This is a genomic window from Streptomyces sp. LE64 (assembly GCF_052606915.1).
In genome coordinates, this window is record NZ_CP199708.1 from 445,193 (window position 1) to 457,971 (window position 12,779).

General features: G+C 73.9%; 12 protein-coding genes and 1 pseudogene. 10 read left to right on the forward strand and 3 right to left on the reverse strand.

Features of this window, described 5'->3' with window-relative positions; all coding sequences use genetic code 11:
* Window positions 1-25: 25 nt before the first annotated feature.
* Window positions 26-769 carry a dethiobiotin synthase gene (bioD, locus tag ACSMX9_RS01920; RefSeq protein ID WP_351244890.1) on the forward strand — a complete coding sequence of 248 codons (744 nt, stop codon included), beginning with the start codon at window positions 26-28 and terminating at the stop codon, window positions 767-769.
* A gap of 210 nt (window positions 770-979) precedes the next feature.
* Here bioD and ACSMX9_RS01925 read toward each other — a convergent pair.
* Window positions 980-1,330 (reverse strand): annotated as a pseudogene (locus tag ACSMX9_RS01925) (aminoacyl--tRNA ligase-related protein); the annotation flags it as partial.
* Between the two features lie 174 nt (window positions 1,331-1,504).
* Between ACSMX9_RS01925 and ACSMX9_RS01930 the strand changes: the two are divergent.
* The 6 genes from ACSMX9_RS01930 (at window position 1,505) to mug (ending at window position 7,537) form a co-directional block, all read left to right on the forward strand.
* Window positions 1,505-1,999, forward strand: a complete 495-nt coding sequence (locus tag ACSMX9_RS01930) for a GNAT family N-acetyltransferase (RefSeq protein ID WP_445402866.1) — start codon at window positions 1,505-1,507, stop codon at window positions 1,997-1,999.
* 275 nt (window positions 2,000-2,274) lie between these two features.
* Window positions 2,275-3,630 carry a hemolysin family protein gene (locus ACSMX9_RS01935; protein ID WP_445399437.1) on the forward strand — a complete coding sequence of 452 codons (1,356 nt, stop codon included), beginning with the start codon at window positions 2,275-2,277 and terminating at the stop codon, window positions 3,628-3,630.
* Complete coding sequence (locus tag ACSMX9_RS01940) at window positions 3,627-4,640, forward strand: hemolysin family protein (RefSeq protein ID WP_445399439.1); 1,014 nt, start codon at window positions 3,627-3,629, stop codon at window positions 4,638-4,640. The genes ACSMX9_RS01935 and ACSMX9_RS01940 overlap by 4 nt, the downstream gene beginning before the upstream one ends.
* 66 nt (window positions 4,641-4,706) lie before the next feature.
* A complete protein-coding gene (locus ACSMX9_RS01945; RefSeq protein WP_445399441.1) occupies window positions 4,707-5,492 on the forward strand; it encodes an SGNH/GDSL hydrolase family protein in 786 nt (261 codons plus the stop codon).
* A gap of 60 nt (window positions 5,493-5,552) precedes the next feature.
* Window positions 5,553-6,995, forward strand: coding sequence for an adenylosuccinate lyase (purB, locus tag ACSMX9_RS01950; protein ID WP_445399443.1), 1,443 nt, complete (start codon window positions 5,553-5,555; stop codon window positions 6,993-6,995).
* Window positions 6,996-7,048: 53 nt separating this feature from the next.
* Entirely contained in the window at window positions 7,049-7,537 is a 489-nt protein-coding gene (gene mug, locus ACSMX9_RS01955) for a G/U mismatch-specific DNA glycosylase (protein ID WP_445399445.1), read from the forward strand.
* Between the two features lie 19 nt (window positions 7,538-7,556).
* Here the strand turns inward: mug and ACSMX9_RS01960 are convergent, their stop codons facing one another.
* Both ACSMX9_RS01960 and ACSMX9_RS01965 read right to left on the reverse strand, forming a co-directional pair.
* Window positions 7,557-8,294 carry an ABC transporter permease gene (locus tag ACSMX9_RS01960; protein WP_445399447.1) on the reverse strand — a complete coding sequence of 246 codons (738 nt, stop codon included), beginning with the start codon at window positions 8,292-8,294 and terminating at the stop codon, window positions 7,557-7,559.
* A 1-nt stretch (window position 8,295) separates the two neighbouring features.
* A complete protein-coding gene (locus ACSMX9_RS01965; protein WP_445399448.1) occupies window positions 8,296-9,222 on the reverse strand; it encodes an ABC transporter ATP-binding protein in 927 nt (308 codons plus the stop codon).
* A 107-nt stretch (window positions 9,223-9,329) separates the two neighbouring features.
* On the opposite strand from ACSMX9_RS01965, the gene ACSMX9_RS01970 reads away from it, so the two are divergent.
* The 3 genes from ACSMX9_RS01970 to ACSMX9_RS01980 all read left to right on the forward strand — a co-directional run bounded on the left by ACSMX9_RS01970 (window position 9,330) and on the right by ACSMX9_RS01980 (window position 12,712).
* Window positions 9,330-10,721: a sensor histidine kinase gene (locus tag ACSMX9_RS01970; RefSeq protein WP_445399450.1), complete on the forward strand. Its 1,392-nt coding sequence runs from the start codon at window positions 9,330-9,332 to the stop codon at window positions 10,719-10,721.
* A gap of 4 nt (window positions 10,722-10,725) precedes the next feature.
* The gene (locus ACSMX9_RS01975) at window positions 10,726-11,388 is read left to right on the forward strand and encodes a response regulator transcription factor (protein ID WP_445399452.1); all 663 of its coding nucleotides are present in this window, start codon (window positions 10,726-10,728) and stop codon (window positions 11,386-11,388) included.
* 166 nt (window positions 11,389-11,554) lie between these two features.
* Window positions 11,555-12,712, forward strand: a complete 1,158-nt coding sequence (locus ACSMX9_RS01980; protein ID WP_351244911.1) for an ROK family transcriptional regulator — start codon at window positions 11,555-11,557, stop codon at window positions 12,710-12,712.
* Window positions 12,713-12,779 lie beyond the last annotated feature (67 nt).

A 12,779-nucleotide genomic window follows, 5' to 3' on the forward strand; every position in this document is an offset into this window, starting at 1 on the left:
GACGAACTGCGGATGGGAGCGGGGCATGGCGATCCTGGTCGTGACGGGAACGGGCACGGAGGTCGGCAAGACGGTCACCACGGCGGCGGTCGCGGCGGCGGCGGTGGCCGCCGGGCGGTCGGTCGCCGTCCTCAAGCCCGCCCAGACGGGAGTGCTGCCCGGGGAACCGGGGGACGCCGCCGAGGCGGCGCGGCTGGCCGGCCCGGTGACGGCGCGTGAACTCGCTCGCTATCCGGAGCCCTTGGCCCCGGCGACGGCCGCCCGGCGGGCCGGGGCCGCCCCGGTCGGGGCCCGGGCGACGGCCCGGGCCGCCCGGCACCTCGCCCTCCACCACGACCTGGTCCTGGTGGAGGGCGCCGGCGGGTTGCTCGTCCGCTTCGACGACGCGGGCGACACCCTGGCCGACGCCGCGCGGCTGTTGGACGCGCCCGTGCTGGTCGTGGCCCCGGCGGGGCTCGGCACGCTGAACAGCACCGCGCTCACCGCTGAGGCGCTGCGGGTGCGCGGCGTGGAACCGCTGGGCGTGGTGGTGGGCAGTTGGCCCGCGGAGGCGGACCTCGCCGCGCGCTGCAACCTCGGCGACCTGCCGGAGGCGGCGGGCGCCCCGCTGTTGGGCGCGGTGCCGGCGGGGGTCGGCGGGTGGCAGCCGGCCGCCTTCCGGAGCGCGGCTGCGCACTGGCTGGCGCCCCGCTTGGACGGTGTCTGGGACGCGGCGGCCTTCACCGCCCGCTGGCCGGCGCCGTCCGGGCTGGCGCCGACCGCGGGCTGACCGCCGGCGGCCGGCGCCACCGCTACGCCGCCCGTTCGGTGGCGTCCTCCCACAACCCGGTGGTGCGGGCGTCGACGAGCGCACCGATCCGGGCGAGGGCGTCCTCGATCGGCCCGGGGTCGATCCGACGGCCGTCGCGCAACCGCAGGGCGACCCGACCGGCGGCGGCCTCCCGGGCGCCGATGACGGCCTGGTAGGGGACCAGCCCGGCAGTCCGCCGAGGACGCCGGAGAGTTCGGAACGGTACATGCCGCCCAGTTCGGCCAGGCGCAGCGGCAGTTCGCGGTAGCTGCGGGACCGGGAGCGGTAGATCAGCGCGTGATGGGGGCACAGGCTCGGCCGGAGCACGACCTGCTCGCCGCCGAGGCGCATCGGCGGGAACATGTCGTCGCTGTAGTGCGCCCAGTGGCCCGAGAGCTCGTACAGCTCCCGCTTGCCGAGCACCGGCGAGTACACATGCTGGTAGCCGGCCCGTTGCTCGGCGGTACGGACGTACTCCTCCAGGGCGTGCCGTACGGCAGCGCCGGCGGGCGGCCAGTAGGGCAGTCCCGCAACGATCAACCGAGCTCGCGGTGGTCGTGCACGGCGGTCTCCTCGCGGTTCACCGGGCGAGCCCGCAAGCCGAAGCCCCGGGGCACTCGCCCCGGGGCTTCGGACTCAGACAGTGGTCAGCGCGCCGGGACACTCTCCGGCGTCGTCGTCATGGCAGCGCGCTTCATGCCGCACACCCTAGCCGTGCGGCGGGGTGCGCGCACGGGAAATCCGGTTGGCCGAACCGGTGGGCGCTCTGCTTGGCTCCCTGCCATGGACGGACTCCGCATCCGCTGCGCCACCCGCTCCGACGTCGACGCCGTGCTGCCGTTCTGGCGCGAGGCCGCGGAGGGGACGAGCATCAGCGACGACGCCGAAGGGGTGGCCCGCCTGGTCGCGCGCGACCCCGGCGCCCTCCTCCTCGCCGAGCGGCACGGCACGCTGGTGGGGACCGTGATCGCCGGGTTCGACGGCTGGCGCTGTCATCTGTACCGGCTGGCCGTGCACCCGGACCACCGTCGGCGGGGCATCGGATCGGCGTTGCTCGCGGCGGCCGAGGAGCGCTTCGCCGCACTGGGCGGACGGCGCGGGGACGCCATGGTGCTGGACCGCAACGCGCGGGCCCAGCACGCCTGGCGCGCGGCCGGGTACGCACCCGAGGAGCAGTGGCGGCGCTGGGTCAAGCCGCTCGACGGTTGATCCGGCGCGCGCCGGTGTCGGGACGGTTGCCGCACCACGCGCGCGGCGCGCCCGCGCCGGCGCGCGCCCGGTCGGGACCGTCGCGCACCGATTCGTCGTGCGCGGGACGGAACGGGGCTTTGCGCACCCTTTACGATGAGGGGTGCCACCCGTATCGGTGGGTGGCCCACCCCCTCATCAGAAAGGTGTGAGCGTCCGCCCATGGGCGAGCCTCCCAGTAGTAGACATCGCGCGTTTCCCCCGCTCCTGCCCGATCATGGGACGGAGGTGACCCGATGACCGAAGTGCTCCTGCTCGGGGTGGCGATCCTGCTGTCGTTCGCCTGTGGTGCCTTCGTCGCGGCGGAGTTCTCCCTGACCACGGTGGAGCGCGGCGAACTGGAACAGGCCGTGGAGCGCGGTGAGCGCGGGGCCGCCAGTGCCCTGAAGGCCGTCAAGAACCTGACCTTCCAGCTCTCCGGCGCCCAACTCGGCATCACCGTCACCAACCTCATCGTGGGCATGCTCTCGGAGCCGTCCATCGCCAAGCTGATCTCCGGCCCGCTGCGCGGCATCGGGATCTCCGCATCGGTCGCCTCCTCCCTGGCCCTGGTCCTGGGCACCGCCCTGTCGACGGTGTTCCTGATGGTGGTCGGCGAGCTGGTCCCCAAGAACTGGGCGATCTCGTCCCCCTTGGCCATCGCCAAGTGGGTGGCCACCCCGCAGCGCGTGTTCAGTGCCGCGTTCCGCCCGCTCATCACCCACCTGAACAACACCGCCAACCGCGTGGTGCGGCGCCTGGGCATGGAGCCCACCGAGGAGCTGGCGTCCGCGCGCGGCCCGCAGGAGCTGGTGGCCCTGGCCCGGCACTCCGCGAAGGAGGGACGGCTGGAGGCCGACACGGCCGAGCTGTTCGTCCGCACGCTGAACCTCGCGGACCTCACGGCGGAGAACGTGATGACCCCGCGGGTCCAGGTCATGGCCCTGGAGGCGCAGGCCACCTGCGAGGACGTCGCCAACGCGACCCGCGCCACCGGGCTGTCCCGGTTCCCGGTCTACCGGGGCAACCTCGACACGGTGGTCGGGGTCGTGCACATCAAGGACGTCCTCGCGATCCCCGCCGAGCGGCGCCCGCGGGAGCCCGTCTCGGCGCTGATGCGCGAACCGCTGCTGGTCCCCGAGTCACTGACCGTGAACCGCCTCCTGGACCGGTTGTCGGGCAAGCGGACCATGGCCGTCGTCATCGACGAGTACGGCGGTACGGCCGGGGTCGCCACCCTGGAGGACATCGTCGAGGAGGTGGTGGGCGAGGTGCACGACGAGCACGACCCGGACGAGACGCCCGACCTCGCGCCGGCCGGTGAGGACGAGGACGGCCGGGTGCTGTACACCGCCGACGGCTCGGCCCGCACCGACCAGCTCGCCCGGGTCGGGCTGCGCGCCCCGGACGGGCCCTACGAGACGCTCGCCGGTCTGGTCGCCACCGAGCTGGGCCGCATCCCCGCCACCGGGGACCGGGTCGAGGTCGCCGGTTGGCGGCTCGACGTGCTCGACGCCTCCGGACGCCGGGCCGCGCGCCTGCTGATGCACGCGCCCCCCGACGCCGACACGGGCGCCGACCGGGACGAGCCCTACGAGGGAGGCCGACGATGACCGCCGTCCAGTTGCTGATCGGCCTGGCCACCCTGGTGGCGAACGCCTTCTTCGTCGGCGCCGAGTTCGCCCTGATCTCGGTGCGCCGCAGCCAGATCGAACCCCACGCCGAGGAGGGCGACCGCCGCGCACGGAGCGTGCTGTGGGGGTTGCGGCACGTGTCGGCGCTGATGGCGGCGGCGCAGCTGGGCATCACGCTGTGCACCCTGGTCCTCGGCATCGTCGCCGAGCCCGCCATCGCCCATCTGCTCGAACCGGTCTTCGACGCGGTGGGGGTGCCGCACGGGCTGGTGCACCCGATCGCCTTCGTGATCGCGCTGACCGTGGCCACGTACCTGCACATGTTGCTGGGCGAGATGATCCCGAAGAACATCGCGCTCGCCGAGCCGGTGCGCAGCGCGCTGCTCCTCGGTCCGCCGTTGGTGGCCGTCGCCCGCGCCCTGCGCCCGGTGATCTTCACCATCAACGCCTTCGCCAACGCCCTGCTCACCCTGATGCGGGTGGAGGTCAAGGACGAGGTCACCGCCTCGTTCTCGGACACCGAGCTGGCCAGGATGGTGAAGGACTCCGGGAACGCGGGACTGATCGACGACCGCGCCCAGGAACGGCTGCACGACGCCCTGGAGCTGGGGCGCCGCCCGGTGAACGACGTGGTGCTCCCCTTGGAACGGGTGGTCTACGCCCACCTCGGGGTCACTCCGGAACAGTTGGAGGAGCTGTCCTCCCGCTCGGGTTTCTCCCGGTTCCCGGTGGTGGACGACAACCGTCGGATCGTGGGCTACCTGCACGTCAAGGACGCCCTCGACGTCACCCCCCGTGACCTTCCCTTCCAGGTCAAGGACATGCGGTCGATCGCCCGGGTTCGAGCGACGACCCCGCTGGACGACGTGCTGACCGCGATGCGGCGCAGCCGCACCCATCTGGCGGCCGTGCTCGGCGCGGACGGGAAGATGGCCGGTCTGGTGACGATGGAGGACGTGCTGCGGGAGCTGTTCGGCCAGCCCGCGTAACCGCCCGGTGGGGTGCCGTCCGGTCCGCCGGGCGGCACCCCACCGGCGCGTTACCATCGCAGCGCTATGGACACGACCCCCGCCTACACCAGTTTCGTCGCCGTCGGGGACAGCTTCACCGAGGGCATGTCGGACCGGCTGCCCGACGGCTCCTACCGGGGGTGGGCCGATCTCCTGGCCGCCCGGCTGGCCCTTCGGAACCCTGAATTCCGGTACGCGAACCTCGCCGTGCGGGGCAAGTTGATCGGTCAGATCGTCGCCGAGCAGGTCGAGGCGGCGGCCGGCATGCGCGCCGATGTGGTGACCCTCGTGGGCGGCCTGAACGACGCCCTGAGGCCCTCGTGCGACATGGGGCGGATCCGCGGCCACCTGGAGGAGGCGGTGGCCCGGCTCGCACCGCACTGCGGCCGGCTGGTGCTGATGCACAGCCCCGGTCGCCGCGGACCGGTGCTGGAACGGTTCCGGCCCCGGATGGAGGAGCTGTTCACCGTCGTCGACGACCTCGCGGCCCGGTACGGCGCGACGCTCGTGGACCTCTACGGGGCGCCGGTCCTCTCCGATCCGCGGATGTGGGACCCGGACCGGCTGCACCTCACCGCGGAGGGCCACCGCAGGACCGCGGAGGCGGTCGGCGAGGCCCTCGGTCTCCCGGCCTCGTTCGACTGGCGCACCCCGCTGCCCCCGGCCGCCCCGGTCTCCTGGGGCGCCCGCCGGGCGGCGGACCTGCGGTTCGCCCGTCGACACCTGGCCCCGTGGATCGGCCGCCGCCTCACCGGCCGCTCCTCCGGGGACGGCCGACCGCCCAAGCGCCCCGACCTGCTGCCCTACGAGGGGCGCACCGCGGGTTCGTAGCTTCCTCCGAGGGCCACCGGGGCGCCGGCCGAGAGGATTCGCCCAGTAGACTCCCTCCACGTGACTGCTGCGCCTTCGAAGCCCCGTATCCCCAACGTCCTCGCCGGACGCTACGCCTCCGCGGAACTGGCGGACCTCTGGTCCCCCGAGCGGAAGGTGCGACTGGAACGACAGCTCTGGCTGGCCGTGCTGCGGGCCCAGAAGGACCTGGGCATCGCCGTCCCGGACGAAGCCCTCGCCGACTACGAGCGGGTCCTCGACCAGGTGGACCTGGCGTCGATCGCGGAGCGCGAGCGGGTCACCCGGCACGACGTGAAGGCCCGGATCGAGGAGTTCAACGCGCTCGCCGGACACGAGCACGTCCACAAGGGCATGACCTCCCGGGATCTCACCGAGAACGTGGAGCAGCTCCAGATCCGGCTCTCGCTGGAGCTGGTCCGGGACCGTTCGGTCGCCGTGCTGACCCGCCTCGGCAAGCTGGCCGGGGAGTACGCCGAGCTGGTGATGGCGGGCCGGTCGCACAACGTGGCCGCGCAGGCCACCACCCTCGGCAAGCGCTTCGCGACCGCCGCCGACGAGCAGCTGGTGGCGTTCGCCCGGGTCGAGGAGCTGCTGACCCGCTATCCGCTGCGCGGGGTCAAGGGCCCGGTGGGCACCGCCCAGGACATGCTGGACCTTCTGGGCGGGGACAGCGCCAAGTTGGAGGAACTGGAGCAGCGGGTCGCCGCGCACCTCGGCTTCTCGCACGCGTTCACCTCGGTGGGCCAGGTCTACCCGCGTTCCCTGGACTACGAGGTCGTCACCGCGCTGGTGCAGCTCGCGGCGGCCCCGTCCTCGCTGGCGAAGACGATCCGGCTGATGGCCGGGCACGAGCTGGTCACCGAAGGGTTCAAGCCGGGCCAGGTCGGTTCCTCGGCGATGCCGCACAAGATGAACACCCGTTCCTGCGAGCGGGTCAACGGCCTGATGGTGATCCTGCGCGGCTACGCGTCCATGACGGGCGAGCTGGCGGGCGACCAGTGGAACGAGGGCGACGTGTCGTGCTCGGTGGTGCGCCGGGTCGCGCTGCCGGACGCGTTCTTCGCCCTGGACGGGCTCCTGGAGACCTTCCTGACCGTGCTGGACGAGTTCGGCGCGTTCCCCGCGGTGGTGGCGCGCGAGCTGGACCGCTACCTGCCGTTCCTCGCCACGACGAAGGTGCTGATGGGCGCCGTACGGGCCGGGGTGGGCCGGGAGTTGGCGCACGAGGCGATCAAGGAGAACGCGGTGGCCTCGGCGCTGGCGATGCGCGAGGGCGGCGCCGAGCGCAACGAGCTGTTGGACAAGCTCGCCGCCGACGACCGCCTCCCGCTGGACCGTGCCGCGCTGGACGCGCTGATGGCCGACAAGCTGTCCTTCACCGGCGCCGCCGGCCAGCAGGTCGCCGCCGTGGTGTCCCGGGTGGACGAGGTCGCCAAGCGGTTCCCCGAGGCCGCCGGCTACGCCCCCGGGGCGATCCTCTGACCCTCCCGTCCCCCGCCGAGTTGGAGGCCGCCCGCGACCGTCTCGTCCCCGACGTGACCGCGGACGGCCTCCGGGTGCTGTTCTGCGGCATCAACCCGGGGCTGCTGACGGCCGTGACGGGCCACCACTTCGCCCGTCCCGGCAACCGGTTCTGGCCGGTGCTGCACCGGTCCGGTTTCACCCCCCGGCAGTTGCGTCCCGCCGAACAGCACCTGCTCCTCGGCCACGGCCTGGGCATCACCAACGTGGTGGCCCGGGCCACCGCCCGGGCCGACGAGCTGAGCGCCGCCGAGTACCGGGAGGGCGGCCGGTCGCTGACGGCGAAGGTGGCCCGGCTGCGGCCCGCCTGGCTGGCCGTGGTCGGGGTCACCGCCTACCGCGCCGCCTTCGGTGACCGGCGGGCCGCGATCGGACCGCAGGAGACCACGATCGGCGGCAGCCGGGTGTGGGTGCTGCCCAACCCCAGCGGGCTCAACGCGCGCTGGACGGCCGCCGCCATGGCCGAGGAGTACGGCCGCCTGCGCCAGGCCGCCGAAGACTGAGGCCCCGGTCGGCGGCGCGTCAGGCGTCCCGCCGGCGCAGCGACCACCATCCGGCGCACAGGGCCGCGAGCGCCCACAGGGCCAGCACCCCGAGGCCGGACCACGGGCCGAGCGCACCCTCGGGATCGGTGTGCAGGATCTGGCGGCCCGCCCGGTCGGGCAGGAACTCGGCGGCGCCCCCGGCGGTGTCGCCGATCACGAACGACAGGATCAGGAACAGCGGGATGAGGATGCTGAGGGTGGCGATGCCACTGCGCAGCAGTGTCGTCACCCCGGTGGCCAGCAGGGCGGTCAGGGCGAGGCCGACCGCGCCCCCGAGGCAGGCGCGCAGCGCACCGGGGCCACCGATGCCGATGCCGTGTTCCCCCAGCAGCGCCTGGCCGAGGAAGAAGCTCCCGAACACGGTCACCACCCCCACCAACAGGGCGGCGGCCCCGATGACGGCGGCCTTGGCCAGGTAGAAGAGGTCCCTGCGCGGCACCGCGGTGAGGGAGAGGCGCAGCGCGTGGTGGGCGTACTCGCAGGACATCGCCGTGGTGCCGAAGGCGAGCGCCGCGACCTGGGCGAAGTTGAGGGCGTAGAAGGCCCTCAGCAGGGGGTCCTCGTGCACGGGTGATCCGTCGGTGGGGTCCAGGGACCCGAGGACGAGCGCCGTGATCACCAGGGTGACCACGGCCAGCGCCAGCAGGGAGCCGAGGCTGGCGCGGAGGGAACGGATCTTGATCCACTCCGCGTGCAGGACGGCGGTGGGCGACATGTCATGCCTCCTGGCGGGGGTCGGCGAGGGCGGTGTACTCGGCGCTGTCGGCGGTGAGGGCGAGGTACGCCTCCTCCAGGGAGGGTTGCTCGTCGGCGAGGGACAGCAGGGCCACTCCCCCGTCCGCGGCCAGCGCCCCGACCCGGGCGGCCCCGACTCCTTCGACGGTCCAGCCGTCCTCCTGTGCGCGGACCATGCGGTGGCCCGCCGCGGCGAGCAGCTCGGCGAGCCGGGCGGGGTGGTCGGTGCGCACCCGGGTGCGCGGGGCGCCGCCGGCGAGGAGTTCCCCCAACGGGGCGTCGGCCAGCAGCCTGCCGCCGCCCAGCACGATCAGGTGGTCGGCGAAGCCGGCGGTCTCGGTCATCAGATGGCTGGAGACCAGGACCGTGCGCCCCTCGCCGGCCAGGTGACGCATCAACTCGCGGATCCAGATGATCCCTTCGGGATCGAGGCCGTTGGCCGGCTCGTCCAGGACCACCACGGCCGGATCGCCGAGCAGGGCGGCGGCGATGCCGAGGCGCTGGCGCATGCCGAGCGAGAAGGTCCGCACCCGCCGCCGGGCGACGCTGGCGAGCCCGGTGCGGGACAGCACCTCGTCGACCCTGCGGGCGGGCAGTCGGTTGCTCACCGCGAGGGACAGCAGGTGGTTCCGGGCGGTGCGCGAGCCGTGCGCGCTCTGGGGGTCGAGGTGGGCGCCCACCCGGCGCAGCGGATCGTCCAGCGCTGCGTAGGGGGTGCCGGCGATGGTGGCGGTGCCCCGGGTGGGCCGGTCCAGCCCGAGCAACAGGCGCAGGGTCGTCGACTTCCCCGAACCGTTGGGGCCGAGGAAGCCGGTGACCTTGCCGGGCCGGACCGAGAACGTCAGACCGTCCACGGCCCGTTTCCCTCCGTGGACCTTGGTGAGGTCACGCACGTCGATGCTGTTCATGACGCCAGCCTGGCCCGCCCGAGGGGTGCGGTGCCTCCCCCGCGGGAGGAGTCCGGCTCCCCCGCCCGGGGGAGTCGGCGCCCCGGGGCGGCTGGCACGATGCCGACATGTCCTCCCGACCCTCGGTCCGTTCCGCCCCCCGCCTCCTGCGACGGGTCGGGCGGGCGGCGCGGACGACGGTGCGTCCGCTCGGGCGGGCCGTCACGTACACCCGCTGGTTGCACCTGTTGCTCGGTGCGGCGTTCGCGGTGGTGTCGGGGTTCGTGCTGCCGGGCTACACCGACATGACGTGGACCACGTGGCTCCAGGCGGTGCTCGTCCCGACGGTGCCGGCGGCGGCGATCGGGCTGATCCCGCTGATGCGTCGGGTGGAGGGGCTCCAGGCACAGCTGATGCTGTTCCCCGGGCCCCATGCCCGTGGGGGCGGGAGGACCGCGCGGGCACCGCGGATCAGCGCCGCGCCGTCGGCTTCGTGGGCGGAGCGGGCGCGCACCTCCCTGTGGGTGGTGGTGCGGTTGGAGGCGGGCTGCCTCACGGCCACGCTGTCGCTGTTGTGCCTGCCCCAGTTCATCTCGCTGGTGGCGGTGGCCGGCGGGGGCTCCGCCGACGAGGGCGCACCGCTGCTGTGGGAGCCCGAGGGGAGGTGGCGGGCGCTGCTGCTGCTCCCGGTGCCGCTGGTGGTGCTGTTCGGCGGGGTGATCGTGCTCGGGGCGGGGGTCGCGGCGGCGGCCGGGCGCTTGCTGGGCCCCTCGCCGGCGCAGCGGCTCGCCGAATTGGAGGAGCGCACCGAGCGCCTGCTGGAGCGCGGCAGGATCGCCCACGAACTGCACGACTCGATCGGCCATGCGCTGTCGGTGGCGGTGGTGCAGGCGGGTGCCGCCCGGGCGGCCGGGGACCCGGGGTTCACGGAGCGGGCGCTGGCCGCCATCGAGGAGACCGGCCGGGCCGCGCTGGAGGACCTGGAGCGGGTGTTGCTGATCCTGCGGGAGCCCGAGCGGCCGGCCAGCGCCCGTCCCGCCCTGACCGAGGCCGAGCGCCTGCTCGCCTCCGCCCGGGCGGCCGGCGCGCCGGTCGACGCCTCGGTGACCGGCCCGGTGGACCGGTTGCCGGGCCCGGTGTCGCGCGAGTGCTACCGGATGCTCCAGGAGTCGTTGACGAACGTGGTGCGTCACGCCGGGCCGGTCCCGGTGCGGGTCCGGATCGCGGTGCTCGACGACCGGGTGGAACTGGAGGTGGTCAATCCGCTGCCGGCGGGCGACGGCGGCGGACCCCTCGGCGAGCGGGGCGGCAGCGGTCTGCGCGGGATCAGGGAGCGGGCGGCGCTGCTCGGCGGCCGGGCGGAGACCGGCCCGGTGGGCGGGGAGTGGCGGGTGGGAGCCCGCCTGCCCCTGCGGGGGCCCGTGGGCGACCGCGCCACGGGCCCCGTGGCCGGTCCGGGGCGGCCGGCCCCGTCGGGTCGTCCCCGGTGGTTCGGTGGGGGTGGCGGGCCCGTAGGGTGAGTGCATGCCCCTGAAGGTCCTGCTCGTCGATGACGAGCCGCTGGTGCGTGCCGGTCTGCGCGCGGTGTTGGAGGCGCAGCCGGACATCGAGGTGGTCGGCGAGGCGGGCGACGGGGCCGCCGTGATCCCACTGGTGCGCACGCTTCGCCCCGATGTGGTGGCCATGGACGTCCGGATGCCGTTGATGGACGGGATCGAAGCCACGCGCGCGGTCTTGCGGACGGTTCCCGAACCACCGAAGATCATCATGGTGACGACGTTCGAGAACGACGAGTACGTGTACGGGGCACTGCGGGCGGGCGCGGACGGCTTCCTGTTGAAGCGGGCGCGCCCGGAGGAGATCGTGCACGCCGTCCGGCTCGTCGCCGAGGGCGATTCGTTGCCCTTCCCGACCGCGATCAGACGGCTCGCCGCGGAGCACGGCCGGGAGTACGGGACCGCCGGCGCACGTCGCGCGTTCAGTGCCGCGGCGCTGACCGCCCGGGAGGAGGAGGTGTTGCGGCTGATGGCGCGGGGACTGTCCAATGCGGAGATCGCCGGCCGCTTGACGGTCGGCGCCGAGACCGTGAAGTCGCACGTGAGCGCCGTGTTGGCGAAGCTGGGGGCGCGGGACCGCACCCAGGCGGTGATCGCGGCCTACGAGTCGGGATTCGTCTCGCCGGGCTGACGGACACCGACGGGCGGCACCGGTAGGGAGTGTTCGCCGGCCCGTGCGAGCGGGCGGAAGGAAGAAAATCGTACCGACCAGGTTGCGGGAGTGCATCGATGCTCGCCGTGGTCGTGCGGTGACGAGTACGATCCGGCCAGACGAGCACGAGCTGAGAGGACACACGTTGGGGCAGCTGACCGGCGGAGACCCCTCTCTCCTGCGGCGGATCAACTCCGCCGTGGTGTTGCACGCGTTGCGTGCGGCGGGTTCCGCGACACTCACCGAGGTGACCCGGGGGACGGGTCTGTCACGGCCGACGGTCGAGGGTGTGGTCGAGGGCCTCATCGAGGCGGGCCTGGCGGTCGAGACGGCCGCCGAGGAGGGGACCACCCGCAAGCAGGGGCGACCGGCCCGGAGGTTCCGTTTCCGTTCCGAGGCGGGCCATCTGTTGGGCCTGGAACTCGGCCCGCACCGGGTCGCCGTGGTCCTGGCCGACCTGGACGGCCGGGTGTTGGGCACCGGGGTCAAGGAGGTCACCGTCGAGGCGCCCGCCGACGAGCGGTTGGAACGCCTGCGCATGACCGTCGCCGACACCCTGCGCCGCACCGGGGTGGCCCGCAGTTCCCTGTGGGCGGTCGGGGTCGGCACGCCGGGCATCATCGAGGCGGACGGAACGGTGCGGCTGGGCACGGCGCTGCCGGACTGGACCGGGCTCCAACTCGGCGAGCGGCTGCGCAGGTCGTTCAAGTGCCCGGTGCTGGTGGAGAACGACGCGAACACGGCGGCGGTGGCGGAGCACTGGAAGGGGGCCGCGAAGGACTCGGACGACATGGTCTTCGTCCTCGCGGGCCTCAGCCCCGGCGCCGGCGCGCTGATCGGCGGACGGCTGCACCGGGGCTTCGGCGGTGCGGCGGGCGAGATCGGGGCGCTGCACCTGCTGGGCCGGGAGTCGACGCCCGAGACGCTGCTGTCCACCACGGACAAGCCCCTGGAGCCGTTGAACGAGCAGGCCGTGGCGGAGGTCTTCGCGCTGGCCCGGCGGGGCGATGCGAGCGCCCGGGCCGCCGTCGACCGCTTCATGCGCCGGCTGGTGCACCACGTGGCCGCCCTGGTGCTGGCCCTCGACCCCGAGATGGTGGTGGTCGGCGGCTGGGCGACGGGGCTGGACGACGTCCTGGAGCCGTTGCGGCAGGAGTTGGAGCGGTACTGTCTGCGGGCGCCGAAGGTGGCCCTGTCGATCCTGGGCGAGGCCGCGGTGGCGACGGGGGCGTTGCGGCTGGCGCTCGATCACGTCGAGGAGCAGTTGTTCGCCGTGGAGGGCACGGTCACCGCACGCCGATGAGGAGGTCGCCGAGACCGCGCCGGTCGGCCCCGGACAGCCGAAACCGCCGGGACTTTCCCCCCTTCAC

Bases quoted from the DNA above. Each gene is read 5' to 3' on its own strand.
- bioD (WP_351244890.1), top strand. From the start codon at position 26: ATGGCGATCCTGGTCGTGACGGGAACGGGCACGGAGGTCGGCAAGACG.
- ACSMX9_RS01935 (WP_445399437.1), top strand. From the start codon at position 2,275: ATGACCGAAGTGCTCCTGCTCGGGGTGGCGATCCTGCTGTCGTTCGCC.
- ACSMX9_RS01940 (WP_445399439.1), top strand. From the start codon at position 3,627: ATGACCGCCGTCCAGTTGCTGATCGGCCTGGCCACCCTGGTGGCGAAC.
- ACSMX9_RS01945 (WP_445399441.1), top strand. From the start codon at position 4,707: ATGGACACGACCCCCGCCTACACCAGTTTCGTCGCCGTCGGGGACAGC.
- ACSMX9_RS01960 (WP_445399447.1), bottom strand. From the start codon at position 8,294: ATGTCGCCCACCGCCGTCCTGCACGCGGAGTGGATCAAGATCCGTTCC.
- ACSMX9_RS01965 (WP_445399448.1), bottom strand. From the start codon at position 9,222: ATGAACAGCATCGACGTGCGTGACCTCACCAAGGTCCACGGAGGGAAA.
- ACSMX9_RS01970 (WP_445399450.1), top strand. From the start codon at position 9,330: ATGTCCTCCCGACCCTCGGTCCGTTCCGCCCCCCGCCTCCTGCGACGG.
- ACSMX9_RS01975 (WP_445399452.1), top strand. From the start codon at position 10,726: ATGCCCCTGAAGGTCCTGCTCGTCGATGACGAGCCGCTGGTGCGTGCC.